Origin of the sequence: Pseudomonas sp. RGB, assembly GCF_007713445.1 — a bacterium.
Classification (GTDB): Bacteria; Pseudomonadota; Gammaproteobacteria; order Pseudomonadales; family Pseudomonadaceae; genus Aquipseudomonas.
The window spans coordinates 377361-398715 of the sequence record NZ_VMSH01000003.1 but is presented as its reverse complement, the minus strand read 5'-3'; the positions used below and the strand labels follow the sequence as shown (position 1 = coordinate 398715).

Annotated in this window: 18 protein-coding genes; 1 reads left to right on the top strand and 17 read right to left on the bottom strand. The window is 61.9% G+C overall.

The window, feature by feature from the left end; translation table 11 throughout:
• Positions 1–3: 3 nt before the first annotated feature.
• From FPT15_RS08825 to FPT15_RS08785, 9 genes are all read right to left on the bottom strand, one after another.
• Complete coding sequence (locus tag FPT15_RS08825) at positions 4–888, bottom strand: glycosyltransferase (RefSeq protein ID WP_145160097.1); 885 nt, start codon at positions 886–888, stop codon at positions 4–6.
• A complete protein-coding gene (locus FPT15_RS08820) occupies positions 885–2039 on the bottom strand; it encodes a glycosyltransferase family 4 protein (protein ID WP_145160095.1) in 1155 nt (384 codons plus the stop codon). Before FPT15_RS08820 ends, FPT15_RS08825 begins: the two co-directional genes overlap by 4 nt.
• Complete coding sequence (locus FPT15_RS08815; RefSeq protein ID WP_145160093.1) at positions 2036–2920, bottom strand: DUF6625 family protein; 885 nt, start codon at positions 2918–2920, stop codon at positions 2036–2038. The genes FPT15_RS08820 and FPT15_RS08815 overlap by 4 nt, the downstream gene beginning before the upstream one ends.
• A 58-nt stretch (positions 2921–2978) precedes the next feature.
• Entirely contained in the window at positions 2979–4394 is a 1416-nt protein-coding gene (locus FPT15_RS08810; protein ID WP_145160091.1) for a PIG-L deacetylase family protein, read from the bottom strand.
• Positions 4391–5287 (bottom strand): antimicrobial resistance protein Mig-14, encoded by an 897-nt coding sequence (locus FPT15_RS08805; protein ID WP_145160089.1) that lies wholly within the window; start codon positions 5285–5287, stop codon positions 4391–4393. Before FPT15_RS08805 ends, FPT15_RS08810 begins: the two co-directional genes overlap by 4 nt.
• Positions 5287–6417: a glycosyltransferase gene (locus tag FPT15_RS08800; RefSeq protein WP_145160087.1), complete on the bottom strand. Its 1131-nt coding sequence runs from the start codon at positions 6415–6417 to the stop codon at positions 5287–5289. The genes FPT15_RS08805 and FPT15_RS08800 overlap by 1 nt, the downstream gene beginning before the upstream one ends.
• Positions 6401–8158 carry a carbamoyltransferase gene (locus tag FPT15_RS08795; protein WP_119737974.1) on the bottom strand — a complete coding sequence of 586 codons (1758 nt, stop codon included), beginning with the start codon at positions 8156–8158 and terminating at the stop codon, positions 6401–6403. The genes FPT15_RS08800 and FPT15_RS08795 overlap by 17 nt, the downstream gene beginning before the upstream one ends.
• A gap of 152 nt (positions 8159–8310) precedes the next feature.
• On the bottom strand, positions 8311–8493 hold the full coding sequence (locus FPT15_RS08790) for a hypothetical protein (protein WP_145160085.1): 183 nt from the start codon (positions 8491–8493) through the stop codon (positions 8311–8313).
• A gap of 42 nt (positions 8494–8535) precedes the next feature.
• Complete coding sequence (locus FPT15_RS08785; protein ID WP_145160083.1) at positions 8536–8865, bottom strand: YceK/YidQ family lipoprotein; 330 nt, start codon at positions 8863–8865, stop codon at positions 8536–8538.
• Positions 8866–9044: 179 nt separating this feature from the next.
• Here FPT15_RS08785 and FPT15_RS08780 point away from each other — a divergent pair, with 179 nt between their 5' ends.
• Entirely contained in the window at positions 9045–11129 is a 2085-nt protein-coding gene (locus FPT15_RS08780; protein ID WP_145160081.1) for a TonB-dependent receptor, read from the top strand.
• A gap of 100 nt (positions 11130–11229) precedes the next feature.
• On the opposite strand, the gene FPT15_RS08775 is transcribed toward FPT15_RS08780, so the two are convergent.
• The 8 genes from FPT15_RS08775 to glnE form a co-directional block, all read right to left on the bottom strand.
• Positions 11230–12681, bottom strand: a complete 1452-nt coding sequence (locus FPT15_RS08775) for a lipopolysaccharide kinase InaA family protein (protein WP_145160079.1) — start codon at positions 12679–12681, stop codon at positions 11230–11232.
• The gene (locus FPT15_RS08770; RefSeq protein WP_145160077.1) at positions 12681–13433 is read right to left on the bottom strand and encodes a lipopolysaccharide kinase InaA family protein; all 753 of its coding nucleotides are present in this window, start codon (positions 13431–13433) and stop codon (positions 12681–12683) included. Before FPT15_RS08770 ends, FPT15_RS08775 begins: the two co-directional genes overlap by 1 nt.
• Positions 13430–14164, bottom strand: a complete 735-nt coding sequence (locus FPT15_RS08765; protein WP_145160075.1) for a lipopolysaccharide kinase InaA family protein — start codon at positions 14162–14164, stop codon at positions 13430–13432. Before FPT15_RS08765 ends, FPT15_RS08770 begins: the two co-directional genes overlap by 4 nt.
• A complete protein-coding gene (rfaP, locus tag FPT15_RS08760; protein ID WP_145160073.1) occupies positions 14164–14970 on the bottom strand; it encodes a lipopolysaccharide core heptose(I) kinase RfaP in 807 nt (268 codons plus the stop codon). The genes FPT15_RS08765 and rfaP overlap by 1 nt, the downstream gene beginning before the upstream one ends.
• The gene (locus FPT15_RS08755) at positions 14967–16091 is read right to left on the bottom strand and encodes a glycosyltransferase family 4 protein (protein WP_145160071.1); all 1125 of its coding nucleotides are present in this window, start codon (positions 16089–16091) and stop codon (positions 14967–14969) included. The genes rfaP and FPT15_RS08755 overlap by 4 nt, the downstream gene beginning before the upstream one ends.
• A complete protein-coding gene (gene waaC / locus FPT15_RS08750; protein ID WP_145160068.1) occupies positions 16091–17152 on the bottom strand; it encodes a lipopolysaccharide heptosyltransferase I in 1062 nt (353 codons plus the stop codon). The genes FPT15_RS08755 and waaC overlap by 1 nt, the downstream gene beginning before the upstream one ends.
• Before the next feature lies 1 nt (position 17153).
• Complete coding sequence (gene waaF / locus FPT15_RS08745) at positions 17154–18188, bottom strand: lipopolysaccharide heptosyltransferase II (RefSeq protein WP_145160066.1); 1035 nt, start codon at positions 18186–18188, stop codon at positions 17154–17156.
• 198 nt (positions 18189–18386) lie between these two features.
• Positions 18387–21326 (bottom strand): bifunctional [glutamate--ammonia ligase]-adenylyl-L-tyrosine phosphorylase/[glutamate--ammonia-ligase] adenylyltransferase, encoded by a 2940-nt coding sequence (glnE, locus tag FPT15_RS08740; RefSeq protein WP_145160064.1) that lies wholly within the window; start codon positions 21324–21326, stop codon positions 18387–18389.
• Between the last annotated feature and the right edge of the window lie 29 nt (positions 21327–21355).

Sequence of the window (21355 nt, the reverse complement as noted above, 5' to 3'; positions counted from 1 at the left end):
GTGTCAGTCTTTTTCCAGCGGCGAAAAATACAGCCGCGCCAAACCCCGCCAGGTTTTCTTGTTCCAGGCCCGAAACGGGATCTGCGCCAACAACTCTCGCGCCAACGCGCGATTGCGGTTGGAGGTCTTGAGGAACATGGAGCTGAGAAACTTGTAACGCACCTCGTCATAGAGCGGGTGGTCACTGAACAACGCGTAAGAACGCAGGATATTGTCGATCATGAATCGGTGGTTCTTGTACGAGTTGGTGGCGTGCTTGCGGTAGCGGGCCATGACCACGTTCAGACCATCGATGAAGTACCCGGCATGGGTGATCTTCAATTCGATCAACAAGTCTTCCAGGCGAATCTCAGGGTCAAACCCACCGACCTTTTCCAGCGCCTCACGCCGAATCATCAGCGTGGGTGCCGGCGGATAGGGTTTGCGCTCCAGGAACATGTCGTCGAAGTCCAGGCGCCGAAATGGCACGTCGCGGCGCTGGCGCTTCTCGGGAAGCAGTTCGCCTCGCGAATCGATCAGCTCGATGTTACCCGCACAGATACCCACTTCCGGCTTGCCGTCCATGTAAGCCACCTGAGTCGCAATGCGCTCTGGCTTCATGATGTCATCGGAGCCGAACGGCACGATCAGCGGGCCGTGGGAGCGTGCAATAGCGCCATTGAGCGTATTCGTCAGGCCTTGATTCTGCTGGACGCGAAAGTCGAACGTGTAGCGCTCCTGCAGGCGGCGGATGCGCTCGACACTGTCGTCTGTCGAGCCGTCATCGATCACCAGCAGTTCGATGTTGGGGTAGGTCTGGTTCAACACACTGAGGATGCTTTCCTCGATGTACGGGCCGTGGTTGTACGAGGCGATGATCACCGTGACCAAGGGCTGACTCTGGTTCATACGCCGTTCCTGCGTGCTTGGGCCAACCCGGATTCGATCAGCTCCAGGTATTGCTGGCGGAACACCTCAATATCATGTTGCGCCTGAAGGTACTGGTAAGCCTGCTCGCCCTTTTGCGCGAGCGCCTCATCGGACAGCGCCAGATAGGTGTCCAGCGCCTGGGTCAATTCGGGCACGTTGGCCGGCTCCACCGCCAGGCCGCCCGCGCCTTCAATCAGTGGCAGCATGGCCGGCACACTGGAGGCGATCACCGGCAGGCGACCGCTCATGCCTTCCAGCAGCGCCAGGCCCAAGCCTTCAGCCAACGAGGGCATGGCCCAGATATCGAAAGCGCGCACGTACTGCAGGGCGTTTTCCTTGAAGCCCAGCAAGTGCACCCGCCCATCAAGGCCAAGGCTCTGGATCTGCGCGGCCAGGTTGGCCTGCTCACGCCCCGCGCCAATGATGGCGAGTTGCGCCGCAGGGTATTTATCCTTGAGCGCTGCAAACGCCTGCAGCAAATAGGTGTGACCCTTGACCGGAACCAGACGCCCCAGGGCGCCGATCAACCGCACCGAAGGGTCGATGCCCAGTAACTCACGCGCGCGTTCGCGCGAATGCTGCAAGCCTTCGGCCTGCTCGATGTCGATGGCGTTGGTAATCGCGTAGGTATTGCTGTCGGTAAACCCGCACTGGCAGTCCAGCAAGTACTGTTTGACCGCCGGCGAAACCCCGACAAACCGCCAATGCTCGTCGATCCAGCGCTGCGCCTGTTTACGGCGGTAGAGACGGTCATACTCGCCAAAGCCGTGGGAGATCCCGATACACAGTGGAATCTTCAACCAGCGGTTGAGTTGCAACATCATGTTGACCGGCTTGAAGCGGTTGCACACCACCACGTCAAACTGTTCCTTGCGACAGAACTTATACATCTGCCACATGGCGCGCAGCCTCAAGCCCTTGAGCGCCTTGTCGGAGAAATCGAAGTAGACCGACGTTGCCGCCCGGCTGATCGGGTCCGCGGGCCCGGGTCGGCCACGCAAAAACGCGGCGGTGACTTCATAGCGGTCCGCAGGCAATGCCTTGACGATCTGTTCGGCCAGGTCGGCAAAATCATGGGATTTAACATTGTAGTCAGGCTGCAATTGCAGGACCTTGAAACGCCGACTCATAACTCTCCTCGATGGAAACCTGTGGCATCAACGACCCACGACGGTTCAGCCGCCAGCGCCTCGACGTACTCGCTGTCGGGCTCCGGTAACCGTGGCCACTGATTACGCTTCCAGCAGACAAAATGGAAATAGGGAAATTCGCGCTCGCCATCCAGGTCATTGGTGAGGCGACCGTTATTCCAGAACCACTGATGCGGGAAGCGATCACTGCCGTCGTGCCATTTGATCACACCGCCCGGCGTACTGAACGCCTCGGTGAACTCACTGCGGCGGCGCCAGGGATTGAGCTTGCCGACCAACTCGAACAACGGTTTCGGAAAATTCTTGCGCCACAGGAAAATCCTGCTGAACGCGCCTTCGTCCAGCGCATGATGCGCCTGATCGGTGAAACGCGCTTCCCAATCCTTGATCTGCATGAACACCTGGCGCTTTCTGGCGGTATTGCGCATCAGGCACAAATGGCCGGCGACCCGTCGTTCGTGGGTCGAGAACAAATCATAGCCAGCCAGTCGATCGGGCGTGAAATAGCGGCGCAGGTCGCCGTAAATAAGGTCCAGGTCGCCGAACGCCCAAAAGTCATAACCCTCGAGGCGATCAGCATGGATATGCCCCAGCGCAGGCTTGATGTCACACAACTTATAAGCCGCTTGCGGGGCAAACGAGATGTTCAACCGTTGTGAAACCAACGCGCAGTAATCGGCAAAGGTAATGCTTTCAATCCTGACGTTGTCCGGAACGTTGCTCGGTATCGGGCAGTCGCTGAACAACAGCCAGTCAATATCTGCATTGTGTCGGCAGCTTTCGAGAAAAAACGGCATCCAGAATGGCCAGCGGCCAAAGTACGGAATGAGGAAGAGGATGCGGGGGCACTGATTGATCAAAACGGACTCACTGTCATTTTTTACGGGAGCGCGCTGCGCCCCTCCACGTTACGTAACCTTACTTGTGCTTGATGAACCAAAAAAGTTCATGTCGCCTTACAGCCTTGCGGTAAAACTCATTTTCCCCCCAGGGTGAAATGGCCCTTGCGGCCAGCAACCGTTGGATCGCACGCCGCACGCGCCGCTTGAACGGCATCCTGGGCTGCAAGTCATGCATCATGCCCAGCGACATGGCCTTGTCACGCTGTTGTTCGGCAGACACCGGCACGCAAAAAGGCTGCAAGGTGATGCTCGAATCAAAACAGGGTGGCAACGCGATGCCGTTGCCCGAATCGCCCATCGGCCAGCGGTCATTGTCATGCAGGTGATTGGCGTAGCCGAGCAGCGTGGTCGGCTGCCACTCCAGCCCTTGCAGGGCTTGCAGCACGGCCTGCTGTGCGCAGACATGGTCAGGGTGCGGGTCGAGCACCGGATGCGGCAGCACGATAACGTCAGGACGCGCCATCAGCAGCACCGCCCGCAAATCTGCCAGCAGATTATTCCAGGTCGGCCGGCCATCGGCATCCGCAGGCAATGGGAACGGGTTGAATTGGCGAAACACGCGAATGTCGCTCAGCTCGGCCTCTCGGGACGCCACGGCGCGATCAGGCTCGGCCCGCATCGCCGCCAGCTGCAGGCAGAAATACCCCAGCTGCACGCAATGTTCCTGCGGCACACCCGCCCAACGCGGCACGGCGATACTGTCCCAGGCGCGCAACCGGCCCTTGAGGCGTGCAGCCTCGGGCTTGCCCAGGCCCATCTGTTGATAATGCTCGGCTTCGATTTCGCCGGCCGTCAACGTCACGATCCAGGGCTGCGCCGCCTGACTGTACAGGCCAAAGGCGGCAAGCTCGGCATCATCGGCATGGGGTGCAATCACCATCACCCGCTGCTGACGCACGTCGGGCTGGCGGAATACCGACAACACCGGCGTACCTTGCACACGGCAGAACCGGCCACTCAGGCGCAGTTGCCCAGCTAGCAGCGCTTGCGCCTGGCCGGTGAGATTCAAGTAGCGCAAGCCGTTGACGCCGCGCTCGAACACCTGCCGATCACCCTGTGGCAAGGCGATAAACGGATCAATAAAGCGCCCCAGCAAGCCGCTCTTGAGCCGCAGCGCAAGGATCAGCGTCTCGTCGCCCGACAGCTCCAGCGCCTGCTCCAGCAGCAATCGGCCGTTATCCAGAACAACCTTGGGTTGCTCGGTCTCGGCCGCAAAGGCGTACTGATAGTCGTCGCCGGGCGAGTAAAACAGATGGTCGGCAAACCAGGCTTCATGGGCCACCCAGGCCAGGATTGCCAACAGCAGCGGCAGCCACCAGGCCACCGCCACGCCGACGCCGATCAACACCAGCAAACCGACCAGCAGCGCCACGCGCTTGTTGCGGCGATGGCGTTTGAGCAGGGCTTGCTTGCGGCTGGGAGAATCACTCATACCTTGAACACCGGCACCGGGTTGCACCAACGGTCTTTGTACTCGCGGTCTGCCCGGCCAAACGAAAATCGCAGCGGCTTGCCGGCTTCCCGCGCCTGTTCCCAGGCACTTTGCGTATTGAGGAAACTCAGCACGCTACCAGGGCTGAACTCACGCGTCTGCGGGTCTACGCCGCCATTGACGTATTCAACGCTGACCCACTCTGGCGCCTCAACGCGGTAAACCAGTTGAATGGCGATCGGCGCATCGTTGAGGAAAATCACCGAACCGATCAACCATTCACGCAGCAGCTCGATCACCTGCGCCATGCGCTCGGCGCCGGTGGCGGGAAAGCCCCAGCGGCGCTGGAACAAATCACAGTAAATTGCCGCCAGCTCGGCACTGGTGAATGTCTGGACCGCACGCACCACACCGCCCGCCTCTTCCAGCAGGCGCAACTCGCGGCGCTGGTTATAGCGAAATTTCTTCGACAGTTCTTCCGGGGTACGCGCCATGGCCAACTGCTCGGTCTGCAGCTGGATGCCGGCAAAACGCCCTTCGTTCAACGCCGACAGGTAGCGCGCGCGATGACGCAACGGGGCTTGGGCATCGGCGGCGGCAGGCAGAATCAACTCGGCATTGCCCAGGTCGAACAAGCCCTTCTTGCCTTTGCGCTTGAGCACATCCTTGGATAACGCCAAGTCCTGGCCCCAGGTCGCAATACAGGCCTTGAGCTCGCCGCCTTGCTCCCACGCCAGGTAACGCACAGGAATCTCGGCCAGCCCGGCAAGACGCTCAACCACCTGCGGATGGGTGGCAACACTGCCACCGTAACGCTGCCAGGCGTCGCTGTAGGTGGACGCGTCAACGACGGACCAGCCACGCTCGCGCCAGCCTTGGAATCGATTGAGCATCACGCCCTCGCGGTCAGTTCAGTAACGTGCGGCAGTTGCCAGAAGGCAGCGCGAACCGCCTGGTCCGAGAACTGCTCGTGCAAGCGCTCGAGCATCATCTGGGCGCATTGCGCATGCTGCTGACGATCCATTGCCGCCAGGTGCCGAAGCCCCTGGCCCAAGTGTTCGGCATCGCCGAAGGGAAACAGGATCCCCACGCCTTCGACCACTTCCCGGGCGCCACCGCACGCTGTTGCCAACAGCGGCACGCCGGCGGCCATGGCCTCCAGCAGTACCATGCCGAAAGGTTCGTGATCGGAACTCAGGGCAAAGGCGTCGAAGGCTCGGAAGTAACGGCGCGCATCCGGCACCTGGCCGAGGAACAGCACCTGTTCGGCAATCCCAAGCTCACGGGCCAAGGCCTTGAGGTCTTTCTCCAAGCGGCCGGTGCCAAGGATGGCCAGACGACTTTGTGCCGGCAAATGCGGCAGCGCCAGGGCAAACCCCTTGAGCAAGGTGGCCTGGTCCTTGTCCGGGTGCAGGCGGCCAACGTTGCCGACCACCCACTCATCCGGCGACAGCCCCAGCGCATCGCGCGCCGCGTCGGCCGGAACCTGCAGGGCCTGCATGGCGTCGACATCGATGCGGTTGTACAGCGTTTGAATCCGCGCTGCCGGCCAGGCTGGCAAGCAACGGCGCATGTCATCACGCACCGCATCGGACACACCCAGCAGGCTCAAACGCTTGCGGAAAATCGACGCAAACAGCTTGCGGCTGCGGCGCCCATAGTCACCAAACGCATGATGCACACCGATCACCGGCAAGCGCGTGCCGAGCAAGGCGATATAGATCGGCTTGAACCGGTGAGCAATGCAGAAACTGAAATTGCGTGATGCCGCGATCTTGCGCAGCTCACCGATGGCGCCCAGCTTCAGACCACGAATGGCCTTGGAGCTGAATTCCATGAACAACACTTCATCAGAGGCACAACCGGCCGCCACATCGGGGTCGGCGACCCCGGTGAGAAACACCGTGGTCACCTTGTAGCCCGAGCCTGCGAACAGGCTGGCGTACTGCCGCGCGCAATCGAGGAACGGCCCGTCATAGCCGTGGCAGAACTGCAGGACGTGGCGATCAGCCGACCGAGTCATAAGGGTCCACGCCGTCTTTGACGACCAGGATGTCTTCCATGATCAGGTACTGCAGGTCCGAGCCGAAGAACATGTTCAGCGCGTCGGTCGGCGAGCAGATCATTGCTTCGCCACGACGGTTGAGCGAGGTGTTCAGCGACACGCCGTTGCCGGTGAGTACTTCCAGCTCTTTCATCATGTCGTAGTAGCGCGGGTTGTATTCGCGCTTGAGCACCTGGGCACGGGAGGTTCCATCTTCATGGACCACTTCCGGCACGCGGGTTTTCCATTCTTCCGACACTTCAAAGGTGAAGGTCATGAACGGCGCCGGGTGATCGACCTTGATCATCTGTGGCGCGACGGTGTCGAGCATCGACGGGCAGAAAGGCCTCCAGCGCTCGCGGAACTTGATCTGGTGGTTGATGCGATCCGCCACGCCGGTGGCGCTTGGGCAACCAATGATCGAACGACCGCCCAACGCGCGCGGGCCAAACTCCATGCGGCCCTGGAACCAGGCCACCGGGTTGCCGTCGACCATGATCTTGGCGATGCGCTTGGGCATGTTCTCGATCTTGCGCCATACCGGTTTGCTTGCGTGCTTGGCGCACGCGGCGATCACGTCTTCGTTGCTGTAGGACGGGCCGAGGTAGACGTGTTCCATCTTCTCGACCGGTACACCACGGGCGTGGGACACGTAGGCGGCGGCACCCACCGCGGTGCCGGCATCGCCGGACGCTGGCTGCACGAACAGCTCCTTGACGTCATCGCGAGCAATGATCTTCTGGTTGAGCTTGACGTTCAGCGCGCAGCCGCCAGCGAAGGCCAGCTTGCCGGTGTCTTTGAGGATATCGCCCAAGTAGTGGTCGATCATCTGCAGGGCCAGCTTCTCGAACAGCGCTTGCATGCTGGCCGCGTAGTGGATGTACGGCTCGTCGGCGATATCGCCTTCGCGCTTGGGACCCAGCCACTCGATCAGTTTTGGCGAGAAGTAGAACCCCTTGCCCTTCTCTTTGTAGCGACGCAGGCCGATGACGTTGGCGTAGTCGGTGTTGATCACCAGCTCGCCGTTCTCAAACGAGGCCAGGCGCGAGAAATCGTACTTGCTGGCATCGCCATACGGCGCCATGCCCATGACCTTGAACTCGCCGTCGAGCATCTCGAAACCGAGGAACTCGGTGATCGCGCCATACAGGCCGCCGAGGGAATCCGGGTCGTAGAATTCCTTGATCTTGTGGATCTTGCCGTTTTCGCCGTAGCCGAAAAAGGTGGTGGCGTACTCGCCCTTGCCGTCGATCCCCAGGATCGCGGTTTTCTCCTGGAAGCCCGAGCAGTGGTAAGCGCTGGAGGCGTGGGCCAGGTGGTGCTCAACCGGTTCGATCTTGATTTTCTTCGGGTCGAAGCCCAGTTGCTCCAGGCACCAAACGATCTTGTTGCGGTAGCGCTTGTAGCGACGGTTGCCCATCAGGATCGCGTCGAGGGCGCGGTCCGGGGCGTACCAGTAACGCTTGGCATAGTGCCAGCGCGCCTCACCGAACAGGCTGATCGGGGCGAACGGAATGGCCACCACATCAACGTCGGAAGGCTTGATACCGGCTTGTTCCAGGCAGAACTTCGCCGACTCGTAGGGCATGCGGTTCTTTGCATGTTTGTCGCGTACGAAGCGCTCTTCTTCGGCGGCCGCGATCAGCTTGCCGTCGATATACAAAGCTGCGGAAGGATCATGGCTAAGGGCGCCGGACAGGCCAAGAATCGTCAATGCCACAGGGGTCTAGCCTCTTTTAGTCTGCATGCAGGCGGGGTGCGCCTGAAAAAAGTGTGCCTCTCGCCTGGACGAGAAACAGCTAAAGGGCGGGATTATAGCGTAAACACGCCACATGATGATCTAGGGAATGTGGCGACCGGTTGTCACTGCGCCTAGCGGTAGATCGTGTAGGGCAGCACCAGCGTGTCCGCCACACCGGAGGCAATCGCCTCAATGGCGATGATCGGGAACGCATTGCTTTCGCGCGGCGCAAAGGTTGGGTCGTTATTGATCGTGCCGCAGCCGGTGAGCACTGCGAGCGTCAGCACCCATAGAAGGGTGAAACCACGATTCATAGACAACTCCATTTGTCATGGCCGGCTTATGCACAGCCTCCTTCAAGAACCGCCAGGGCGCCAATGGACGCTGATGTTGCCGTCATTTGCCTGGCGATAAATCGTGTAGGGCAACACAACGGTATCGGCAACGCCGGACGCTGCAATGTCCAGCAGCACGAAGGGTATCAGTACGCCGGTCGGATCGGGAGCCGCGTGCAGCGCGCAGAAATCAAAGGCCACGCCACTGTAAACGCGAGGTATGGACTGGCAGTACGTTTTGATAAGCCGCAGCTCACGCGCGGTGTCGCCGTCTTTGCGGATGACGCTGTTGACGGTCCCACAACCGCCCACCAGCAGTGCGGCAATGCCCATTGCAGCCGTGATTTTCATTGTGATTGTCCTGTGATCGCCAACGGCCGGCCACGCTATCAGCGAAATGTCGGCTCCCCCACCCAAGCGCATCGCCAAATTGCGTACGAAAAATCCGAAATGGTAAAAACTCAGCATTTCACTAAACTCGCGCCCTTTTGCGCGTTTATGTCTTATGCGCCACGGATTCGGGCTGCCCCATGAAAACCCTCGCTCGCCTCACCTTATTGCTGCCAAGCCTGTTCACCTTGTGCGACACCGCCCAGGCTGAAGACGCAGCCCTGATCCTCGACCCCAGCGTAGTGACCGGTTCACGCAGCGCCAGCCCGACGTTCGACCTTCCGTATTCGGTCGACAGCATCAGCCGTGAGCAGATCAGCGACGGCCAACTCGGCATCAATGCCTCCGAAGCCCTGTCCCGCGTGCCTGGCCTGGTGGTGCAGAACCGTCAGAACTACGCGCAGGACCTGCAGATTTCCTCACGCGGCTTCGGTGCGCGCTCGGCGTTTGGCGTGCGCGGCATCAAGCTGATCGCCGACGGCATCCCTGCTAGCACTCCGGATGGTCAGGGCCAGGCCGCCACGTTCAACCTCGACACCGCCGAACGCATCGAAGTGCTGCGCGGCCCAGCCGCCACGCTGTATGGCAGCAATGCCGGCGGCGTGATCCAGATGTTCTCGCGCGATGGCGAAGGCCCGCCGCGCATCGGTGCCGAAACGCTGGTGGGCAGCGACGGCCTGAGCAAGAACCACCTGACGGCCGAAGGCGCGGCAAATGGCGCCGGTTTTGTACTCGACGCCTCGCGCATGGACACCGACGGTTACCGCGACCACAGCAGCGCCCGTCGTGACCAGACCTTTGCCAAACTGAATGTCCAGCCCGATGACGACAGCAAACTGGCACTGATCTACAGCAGCCTGGAGCAAAACGGCACGCAAGACCCGCTGGGCCAGACCTGGGCCGCGTACAAGGCGGACCCGCGCTCGGTGGCGCCGGCCGCGCTGCAGTACAACACGCGAAAAAGCATCGATCATCAGCAATTGGGCCTGAATTACGAGCGCTATATCGGCGATGCGACGCTGCAGGTGAATGCGTATACCGGGCGGCGCAGTGTGATTCAGTATTTGTCGATTCCCGGCGGTACGCCGTCAGACAAGCGCGGTGGCGTGGTGGACTTCGACCGCAAGTTCTACGGCGGCTCCGTCCACTGGCTGCAACCCATCACCAGTGCCCCTGGCGACCTTACCCTGATCACCGGCCTCGACTACGACCGCAGCCAGGATGATCGCCAAGGTTACTCCAACACCCTCAACGGCGTGCACGGCGTCAAAGGCGCGCTGGGCCGCGATGAAATCGACACCGCCACCAGCCTCGACCCGTTCGTGCAGGCCAACTGGCTGCTGGGCGACTGGACCCTGCAAGCCGGCCTGCGTCACAGCACCATGAAGATGGACGTGGACGACCACTTCCTCAGCGATGGCAACGACAGCGGCAACAAGACCTACCAGAAGAACACGCCCTCAGTGAGCGTGATGTATGCCTTCACGCCGGACCTGCATGGCTATGTGAGCGCGGGCAAAGGGTTTGAAACCCCGACCCAGGCGGAGTCGGCGTATTCCAGCAGCTCGAACGGCTTCAATTTCGCGCTCAAGCCGTCGGTCAGCAAGCAGTATGAAATGGGGCTCAAAGCCCGGATTGGCCAAGACACACGCGTGAATGCTGCGGTGTTCCAGATCACCACCGATGACGAACTGGTCGTGCAGCAATCCAGCGGCGGTCGCACCACCTACCAGAACGCCGGTCGCACCTTGCGCCGTGGCTTCGAACTGAGCCTGGAAAGCCAATTGACCGAACAGTGGAGCACCCACCTCGCCTACACCCGCCTGCACGCCACCTATGACAGCGACTTCGTCAGCGGCGCCAGCACGGCGATCGACAAAGGCAACTACCTGCCCGGCGTGCCCCAGACCACGCTCTTCGCCGAGCTGAACTGGAAGCCCCGCGACTGGGTCAGCACTGCCCTCGAAGGCATGTACCGCAGCAAAGTCTACGTGGAAGACACCAACCAGCAACGCGCCGCACCCGCCTACAGCGTGTTCAACTGGCGTGCGCGCTTCGAGCAGAAGGTCGAGCACTGGACCTTCCACCAGACCCTGCGCCTGGATAACTTGCTGGATCGCCAGTACGTGGGTTCGGTGATCGTCGGGGACGGCAACTTCCGCTATTACGAAGCGGCGCCGGGAAGGTCGTGGTACGCGGGGGCGGGGGCCGAATATCAGTTTTGATCAGCCAGCGCAGCGCCTGGGCGACCATCATCGCGGGCCAGCCCACTCCCACATTCACCTGTAGGAGCGGGCTTGCCCGCGATAGGGCCGAAGGCCCGCTTTAACTGGCGGCGCCGATCTCTTTGGGCAAACGCTGATCGATCAGTTGGTACAGCGCGCTGCTCTCGGGCCAGTTGCGCATAAACCGCGCGCGGTCCTTGGCAAACGCTGGCGCGAAGCTGGCAAGTGAGCTGTGCTGACACATGGCGTCCAGGTCGATCAAGGCCCAGCGGTCTGCGTGCCAGAACAGGTTATGGCCTTTGAAGTCACCATGACTGATGCGCTCGCGAATCAGCTCGGCAAACAGATGATCCAGCGCCAGCAGCTCGTTTTCTGGCGCGTCACCGCGCTCAACGTACGGCGCAAAACGCTCGATGATGTCCGGCCCCGGCAAGTATTCAGTCACCAGGTACGCCCGGCTGCGCAGCCACAAAAACCGCTTCTCCAACACCGCCAGCGGCTTGGGCGTCGCAATCCCCAGAAACGCCAGGCGGTTGCCTTCGCGCCACGAATGCCAGGCGCGGCTCGGGCGCCAGAAGCGCTTGAGCCAATGGGCAAATCCTTTGATGTTGTAGCGCTTGATCACCAGCGGCCGACCGGCCACCTCAACCTTGCCCACGCTGGCGGCCCCGCCGGTTTTGTACAGATGGCCCTGATCCAGCAATGCGTCGGCCTGCTCCAGCACCGGCAGCATGGCGGCCTCTTCCTCACGGCGAATCGCGCGCAAGGCAAAGGCGCCACGCACGACGCTGAACAGCGTGCAGTCGCGGCCAACCTTGTTCAAAAAGTCCTTCAAGCGCCAGGTGCTAACCTTGCGCACCTGTTTTTCGAGCGCTTCCAGCGGCACGGCATGCTCGCCATTGCTCAGCAGGTAATAGACCAATAATTCTTCGGTAAAGGGTTCGAGGTTTTTCGGCAATTGCGCAAAAAACACCCCGAGGTTTTCCAGTACCCGGTTGCGCGACAGCGGCTTGCCCGCGGCTTCGACACGAATGCCGGCGCCGTCAATCAGGTACAGCTTGCCGTCCTGGCGCAGCAGGTTGTCCAGGTGCAGGTCTTCCTGCCACAGCCCTTTGGCGTGCATGTGGGCAATCGCCCCCAGCGCCTCGGCAAGCACGGCTGTTTGTTCGTCCGCCAGCGGCGGCAAGCCTTCAACTGCCTGCCAGGCATCGGCGAGGCTCTCGGCGCCCTCAATGAATTCGAACAGCAGCCAGCCGCCTTCGCCTTCCTGCAAGCCATCGGCCAACAACTGCGGCGTGGTCAGGCCTTGCTCGGCGAGCAGGCGTACGCCGCTGAGCTCGCGCTGAAAATGACGTGCCGCCTTGCTGCCCACCAATAACTTGGCCAGCACCGTGCGCCCGCGCCAGACGCCGGCGCCCACATAACGCTCGCCCGGCAACACACGCAGCAGACTGAGCAATTGCAACTGCCCTGGGCCTGCGGCATCCGCCAGTTCAATGGTCAGCGGCAGGCTGGGCGTGCGGCCGGCTTTTTTCAGCTCGGACAAACGCATCAGCGGTTCTCCTTGTGGCTGCGACGCGCCGTCAGCCGTTCAAACCAGGCGCCCACCTTTGCGCTGTTTTCAGGCTCTGCCAGGTAGGCCGCCAGCAACTGTCGCACTTGCGCGTCCGTCCACTGCGGCGCGCGGCGCAGCAGCGGCTCCAGGTCTTTGACCCGGTCACGTTGGCCGAACAACAGCGGGCGGGTTTTCTCCAGGTCGATCAGCTGCGCGGCGTAACCGTCGCCCAGGGCCTGCAGAAAAATATGCTTGGGATAAAAACAGCCATGCACCTGGCCTACGCTGTGCAGATGACGGGCCAACTGACCGCAGGCCAGCAGAATCGCGCGGTGCTGGGCATCGGTCAGTTGCGGCCACTGTTCCAGCAACGAATCCAGGTCGCTCCAACCGTCCAGGGCACGGGTCAGCAACATCGCGCGGTGCTCACCGTCGACCTTGCGCTCACCGAAAAACGCGGCCTGCAGCGCCGGAATACCGAGTTTCTGATAACGGCTGATATTGCGGAATTCGCGCGCAAAGGTGGGCTCGCCAAACGGCTTGTGCAGCGTGCGTGTCAGGTAGTTGCTCTGGCGCTTGAGGTAGTAACCCTGCCCTTCAAGCTCCAGGCGAAACACGCTGCTCCAGCCACCCTTGCTGGTATTGGGCTCGTCCACCGCGTCCAGTTGCCTGGCCCACAGGGCGTCGAAGGTTGCCAGACCATGGCGCTCCAGCAGAGCGCGGTCTTCGGCCGCCAGGAAATCACTCATTCGCGTCCCTCGAAAAACTTCACCACGTGGCGAATTCGCTGTTTGTCTGACGCCGTCAGGTGCGTGCGTTGGCGGTATTGCATGTAGAAGCGCAGGCGCTGAGTGGCCGACAAGTGATACTTGGCGACCTTGTCCAGGCAGGCCAGGTCCTTGGTAATTCGGTACTTGAGCCAGAAACCGCGCCAGAAATCACCGTTGGGGCAATCGATGAGGTACAGGGTCTGCTGGTCGTCGACCAGCAGGTTGCGCCACTTCAAATCGTTATGGGTGAAGCGGTGCTCATGCATGGTGCGCGTGTATTCGGCAAGCTGGCGACTGATCACGCTGACCCACTTGGGGTCTTTCAAGCGCGGATCTTTGCGATCAGCCAGCATCGACAGGTCTTCAGTCTTGGGCAGCTCGCGGGTGATCATCGCGCCCCGCGCGTAGGCCAGGCCTTTGCGCTCCAGCCCCCAGGCCACCACGTCGGCGGTGGGAATGCCCCACTTGGCGAAACGCTTGAGGTTCTGCCATTCGGACTTCACCCGAGGTTTGCCCAAGTAGCGGCGCAGGCCCTTGCCGGCACCAACGTAGCGCTTGACGTAGTAATTGATCCCGCCGCGCGCCACCCGAATCACTTCCGACAACGGGTCGCGGGTCAGGCGCTCGCCTTGCAGGGCGAATACCGCTTCGAGGCTGCCGAAATCATCCGCCAGGGCGGCGTAAGCAGGTTCCAGGTTCCAACCCGCCATCAGAGCGCATCCCCGTAGCGTTGTTTACGTGCATAAAGCTTGTCGGCCTTGGTTTGCAGCCACTGCAACAAGGCATTTTCTTCAGCGAGGATCTGGCGCAACGGCTGCTGGAAGTAGCCTTTGAGGAAGCGCAACTTGTCACGACGCGTCAGGCCGATGTCCAGCGCCGAGAAGTACAACGCAGCCAGGTCTTTGTCGCGCCAGCGATGACTGATTTTGTCGCGGGTCTGGGCGCGGTGCAGGTCGATCACCGACAACTTGAAGTTATCAGCCGTCACCGGCGTATCGGTGTGCAACAGGAAGTGGCAGATGTAGCAATCGCGATGGTTGACCCCACCGCGATGCATCATGCCGGTCATGCGCGCCACTTCGGCGATCAGCGCGCGCTTGAGGCGCGGCGCGGGCGGCTGCTTGAGCCAGTCGATGCTGAAGTCTTCCAGGCTGACAGTCGGCGCCAGTTCTTCAGTGATGATGAACGAGTGCTGGTCGGCCGGGTTGCTACCGCGCTCGCCGTACGCCACGGCGGTCATGGTCGGCACGCCGATCTGCTGCAGGCGCTGGATGGCCTGCCACTCCTGGCCCGCACCGAGCACCGGCAGCTTGGCGGTGACCAGATTCTTGACGATCTCGCCCCAGCCGATGCCACGGTGGATCTTCACGAAATAGCCACGCCCATCCACCTCGGTGCGCAAGGTGCGCCGGGCTTCAAGTTCACGGTACACCTCGCCTTCCAGCCGCTCGACTTCGGCGAAGGCATCACGCCCGGCCCAGAGGGTCTTGAACGGTTCGGCAAGCATCAACTTCATCGTTTTGGCTCCGCCAGAATCACATCCGCCGCGTGCTGCGGCATGCTGTAGAGGTCGGCCGTCTCGGCGTACGCCAACCCATTGCGGCCCCAGGCCGCGCGCTGTGCAGTGTCGGTGAGCATGCGTGTCAGGTAGTGGTTGAGCTGCGTTTGATCGAACGGCTCGTCCAGCACCAACCCACTGTCGGCCTCGCTGATGTAATGGGCGTAACCACACACCGCCGAGACCAGCACCGGCAACCCGGCCACCAGCGCTTCAAGCAACACGGTGCCGGTGTTTTCGTTGTACGCCGGGTGGATCAACAGGTCGGCGCCCAGCAGGAAACGCGGAATATCGCTGCGCCCTTTGAGGAACTGCACGTTATCGCCCAGCCCCAACGTAGCACTCTGCAATTGGAATACTTTGGGGTCGTCCTGGCCAATTACAAACAGACGCGTGCGTTTTTTCAGTTCCGCCGGTAAGGCGGCCACGGCCTTGAGGCTGCGGTCGACGCCCTTGGTCTTGAAACCGGAACCGATTTGCACCAGCAGCAAGTCGTCGCCTGCGAGGTTGAATTCCTGGCGGAAACCTTCGCGGATCTCGGCGGCATTCGGCGGCGCACGGCGGTCCTGGGCGATGCCCGGCGGCAGCAGGTGGAAACGCTCCAGCGGGGTGTCGTAATGCTTGATGAACAGCGGTTGCTGCACTTCAGAGATCATCAGGATTTCAGTCCTGGCGTCCCTGGCGAACACCGCGCGCTCGTACTCGGCAAAGTGGCGGTAACGGCCAAAGCGTTTGTACAGCGAATGACGCAGGTTTTGCGCCTTGTCTTCAAAGCAGCCATCGGCGGCGTAGTACACGTCCAGGCCGGGCATTTTGTTGAAGCCGATCAGACGGTCCACCGGGCGTTTGGCCAGGTCGGCTTCCATCCAGGCACTGAGCTTTTCATTGCGCCGATGGTTGAAGAACGCCTTGACCGGTGCCACCAGCACTTCGAAGCCGGGCGGAATGTCGCCTTCCCAGATCAGCGTGTAGACACGAATCTGATGGCCGCGCTGCTGGCACTCCAGGGCGATGCGCATGAAGTCGCGCTGCAGGCCACCGAAGGGGAAATATTTGTACAGAACAAAAGCCAGTTGCATCAGTGCAGCTCCTCAGCCAGTAACAACGTGCTCAGTCGGCTTGCCACACGCTCAGGGTTCAGGCGCGTGAAGCACAGGGGCGACTCGCGCTTGATGTCGAACCGACGCAGGTCGTCGGCCGTTGGTTGATAGGTACAGTGTTTTTGCAGGCACGGCGCGCACGGGAAGTCGCTGGCCAGGTGAATCTGGCCCTTGCCATAGGCGCCGGTCAGGCCGGGGTTGGTGGGGCCGAACAGGGAAATGGTCGGCACGTCCAACGCTGCGGCCAGATGACCCAGGCCCGTGTCCACCGCCACGCAGGCACGGGCGCCGGCCAGCACGCGGGCCACGCCGGCCAGGTTGAGCTTGGGCAGCACTTCGGCGTGTTGCAGGCCATGGGCCAGGCGCTCGGCACGGGCTTTTTCGTCGGCATTGCCCCACGGCAACTTCACGTCCACGCCCAGGCGGCCCATGCGCTCGGCCAGCTCGCGCCAATAGGCTTCGGGCCAATGCTTGGTGTCCCAGGTGGTGCCGTGCAGCAGCAGCACAAATGGTTTTTTCGGCGGCAGGCCGAGCAGCTTTTCAGTGCTCAGGCCGTAGTCGCCCAGCCCTTTGGGCAGGTCGTAGCCCAGCGCAACGGCGAACAGCTGGCGCAAACGCTCCACCGCATGCTGCCCACGGGACACGGCCAAACGGCGCGAGTAGAAACGCGCAGCGATGGGTTCGCGTGCAGAATACTTGTCGAAACCCGCGACCGGAGCGCGCACGTAGCGCGTCAGCCAGGCGCTTTTCAGCAGGCCTTGGGCGTCAATCACCAAGTCATACTTGGTCGACTGAACACGCTGCTTGAACCGTCGCCACTCGCCGCTCTTGATGGTTTGCCAGATGTTTTTGCGCCAGCGACGAATTGCCACCGGGATCACCTGGTCCACCGCCGGGTGCCAGGTGGGGATCTCGGCAAAGCCTTCTTCCACCACCCAGTCAAAGCGAATGCCGGGTATCGCCCGCGCTGCGTCGGTCAGTGCCGGCAAGGCGTGGATCACGTCGCCCAGGGATGAGGTCTTGACTACCAGTACTCGCAAACTAACGGACCTCGACCACGGAGCCCTGCAACCGCTGCAACGCGTCGCTGACCGGTTGCGGCAGCAGTTGGCGCAGGCAATTGTAGTGGCCGAAACGGCAAGTACGCTCAAAACACGGACTGCAATCCAGGCCCAGGCGCACCACTTCGACCCTGTCGGCCAACGGCGGTGTGAAGCCAGGCGAGGTCGAGCCGTACACCGCCACCAGCGGGCGGTTCAACGCGGCAGCCACGTGCATCAGCCCGGAGTCGTTGGACACCACCGAGTCGGCGCAGGACAGCAGGTCGATGGCTTCGGCCAGTGACGTGTCGCCACTGAGGTTCACCGCTTCTTCGCGCAGCCCAGGGATCAGGCGCTGGCGGATGTCCTCGCCCACCGAGTGATCGTTTTTCGAGCCGAACAACCACACCTGCCAGCCTTCGCGAATCTTCATCTCGGCGACTTTGGCGTAATGCTCCGACGGCCAGCGCTTGGACTCGCCAAACTCCGCGCCTGGGCACAGCGCCAGCACCGGACGGTCGAGCATCAGGCCGAACTTGGCCAGGGCCGCGTCACGGGTCACCGGGTCGATCTGCAAGCTGGGGCGCGGGTACGGCGTCGGCAGCTCGGCACCTGGCTCGTAGGCCAGGGCCATGAAGCGCTCGATCATCAGCGGGTAGCGTGCTTTGTCGAGGGTGCGCACATCGTTGAGCAATACGTAGCGAAACTCGCCGCGCCAGCCGGTGCGTTTGGGGATGCCGGCGAAATACGGCACCAGCGCCGACTTAAGCGAGTTGGGCAACAGGATCGCCTGGTCGTACTGGCCGACCATGGATTTGCCGATGCGCCGGCGCGTCGCCAATTCGAGGGCACCGTGGCCGAGCGGGAAGCTCAAGGCCTTGCGCACCTGGGGCATGCGCTCGAGGATCGGCCGGCTCCACTCGGGGGCGAGCACGTCGATTTGGCAGTCGGGATGACGCTGTTTCAGGCACTGGAACAGTGTCTGCGCCATCACCATGTCACCGACCCAACTGGGCCCAACGATCAGAATATTCATGTAGTTTCCACAAACGATGCGGGGAGGCTTATGCCTCCCCGCATCGACAATGATTGTAGATCGCGCTTTGTGTGGGAGCTGGCGTGCCTGCGATGGCATCGCTTCGGTATGACTGAAGTACCGAGGCGCCTGCATCGCGGGCAAGCCCGGCTCCCACATAAGGCCGATTTCCACATTAAATTGGCGCCACTCAATTAATCAGCTTAACCCCAGCGCCTGCCAGATTCGCATCACCTGGCGCCGTTCGTCGGCGAACTGATCCCCGGCTACCGTGCCAGCCTCATTTTGCAAGGCCTGGCGGTGCGCGGCGGAACGGTAGGCTTTATACACCTCGCGCAGCAGATGGGCATCGGCGGCGGGCATCAGCCCGACCTGCTCCAGGCCCTCCAGAATGCGGATATTGTCGGTATAGCGCAGCAACGATGGATGTTGCGCAGACCACGCCAAAGCCGCGTATTGCACCATAAATTCAATATCGACGATACCTCCGGCGTCCTGCTTGAGGTCGAACACCACCGTGGGCTCAAAGGCATTGGCGCCGGTGCCGGCCGCCGTAGACCGGGTGCCCAGGTTGTCGCGCATCTTGGCGCGCATCTCGCTGACCTCCTGGCGCAGCTTGACCAGGTCGCGCTCACGCCCGAGTACTTTAGCGCGGACCTGCTCGAACGCCTGGCCCACATCCTGACTGCCCACCAGCACCCGCGCGCGGATCAGCGCCTGATGTTCCCAGGTCCAGGCCTCATTTTGCTGATAGCGCTCGAAGGCTCCGAGTGAACTCACCAGCAAACCCGACGCGCCGGATGGGCGCAGGCGCATGTCGACCTCATACAGCTGGCCGGAGTTGGTCTGGGTGGTCAGCAAGTGGATGATGCGCTGGCCCAGGCGCGTGAAGAACTGCGCGCCGTCGATCGGCTTGGCGCCGTCAGTCTCGGCCTGCGGGTCACCGTCGTGGATAAACACCAGGTCCAGGTCGGAACCATGCCCCAGCTCGATGCCGCCAACCTTGCCATAACCAACAATGATGAACCCCGGGTCGCACAGCGTACCGTCAAGCCGCTGCGGCGAGCCGTGGCGGGCCACGGTCTGGCGCCACGCCAGGGCCAGTACTTGTTCGAGAATGGCTTCGGCGAGCCAGGTCAGGTAGTCGCTGACTTTCATCAGCGGCAGGCTGCCGGCGATTTCCGAAGCGGCCACGCGCAGACGGTGAGCCAGCTTGAAGTGGCGCAGCGCCTCCATCTGCTGCTCAAGGTCATCCTCGGGAATGCGCGTGAGGCGCTCGCGCAGCTCGGCGGCGAGTTCCGGCGCCAACGGCGGCTTGAACAGACGGCCTTCGTTAAGCAGTTCGTCGAGCAACAGCGGGAAGCGCGTGATCTGTTCGGCGATCCACGGGCTGGCGGCGCACAGTGTGAGCAGACGGCGCAACGCGTCGGGGTTTTCGGTGAGCAGCACCAGATAAGCGGAACGGCGGGCGACGGCTTCGACCAGCGGCAGTACACGTTCAAGCACTAAATCCGGGTTGGCGTGTTCGACGGCCTGGGCCAGCAGACGCGGAATAAAGGCATCCAGCCGCTCCCGCCCCAGACGCTGCATGGCACGCAATTGCGGGCTGCCGCGCAAGCCGGCCAGGGCTTTGAGGGCTTTGGGCGCGTCGGTGAAGCCACCTTCCTGCAATTGCAGGCGAGCGGCGTCTTCGTCCTGAGACTCTTCCCACAGCGGCAGCCACTCGCCACCTACGACCAACTCACTCTCTGCGCCTTCTTCTTCGTCAGGGTCGGCGATGACTTGGCGGAAGTGCCAGTCCACCCGACCACGCCAATACATCAGGCGCTCATGGAACGCGGACCAATCGGCAAAGCCCAGCATAAAGGCGATACGCGCCTGATCTTCCGGGGTGTCCGGGAGCATTTGCGTCTGACGGTCGGCGATCGCCTGAATCGCATGCTCGGTGTAACGCAAGAATTCGTAGCCGTTGCGCAACTCGGCAATGACTGCCGCAGGCAAATAACCCTGCCCTTCGAGCGTGCCGAGCACCTTGAGCAATGGCCGTTGTTGCAGGCTCAGGTCGCGGCCGCCGTGGATCAACTGGAACGCCTGGGCGATAAATTCCACTTCGCGGATACCACCCGAGCCCAGCTTGATGTTGTCGGCCATGCCTTTGCGCCGCACTTCCTGCTGGATCAGCTGCTTCATGGTGCGCAGCGCTTCGATGGCCGAAAAGTCCAGGTAACGCCGATAGACGAACGGGCGCAGCATATCCAGCAGTTGCGCACCGGCCACCTGGTCACCGGCAACCACGCGCGCCTTGATCATCGCGTAGCGTTCCCAGTCGCGGCCCTGGTCCTGATAGTACTGTTCCAGCGCGTTGAAGCTGAGCACCAGGGCGCCAGCCGAACCGTAGGGGCGCAGGCGCATGTCGACGCGGAACACAAACCCGTCGACCGTCATCGGGTCGAGCGCCTTGATCAGTTTTTGACCAAGCCGGATGAAAAATTCCTGGTTATCCAGCGCGCGCTTCACGCCCACCGTTTCGCCACCCTCGGGGTAGGCGAAGATCAGGTCGATATCAGAGGACAGGTTCAGCTCTACGGCGCCGAGCTTGCCCATGCCGAGGATGACCATGTGCTGGGCTTCGCCGCTGCGTCGGCCGGTGGGGGTGCCGAATTGCACGCAATGGCGCTGGTACAGCCATTGGTAGGCTTGGTCGATGCTGGCGTCGGCCATGTCGGAAAGGTCGCGACAGGTTTGCACCAGGTCGGCCTGGCGCGTCAGGTCGCGCCAGATGATGCGCACTTGCTGACGAGTGCGCTGGCGACGCAGCACGCGACCCAGCTCTTCTTCTGTTTCGGCCTGTTGCACGGCGCCGGCGATCTGGCCGCACAGCTCGCCGGGCGCAAAGCCGCGGTCCAGCTCGCCCCAGGCCACCAGCTCGAGCAACATCAAAGGGTCACGCAGGCTCTGTTCAATGACAAAATCACTGGCGGCGCACACGCGGGCGAAGTCAGCCCACCGTTGCGGCGTCCAGGCAGAAAGTCCATGATCGTCGTCCAGCGCGGCCACTGCGTCACGAAATGACTGCTCGGCCCGCTGGGCAAAAGGCAAGAGAATGGCCCGTAATGGGGCCAATGTTGGAAGGCTCATGGTCTATCCTTGATCGGCGCGTAAAAGGC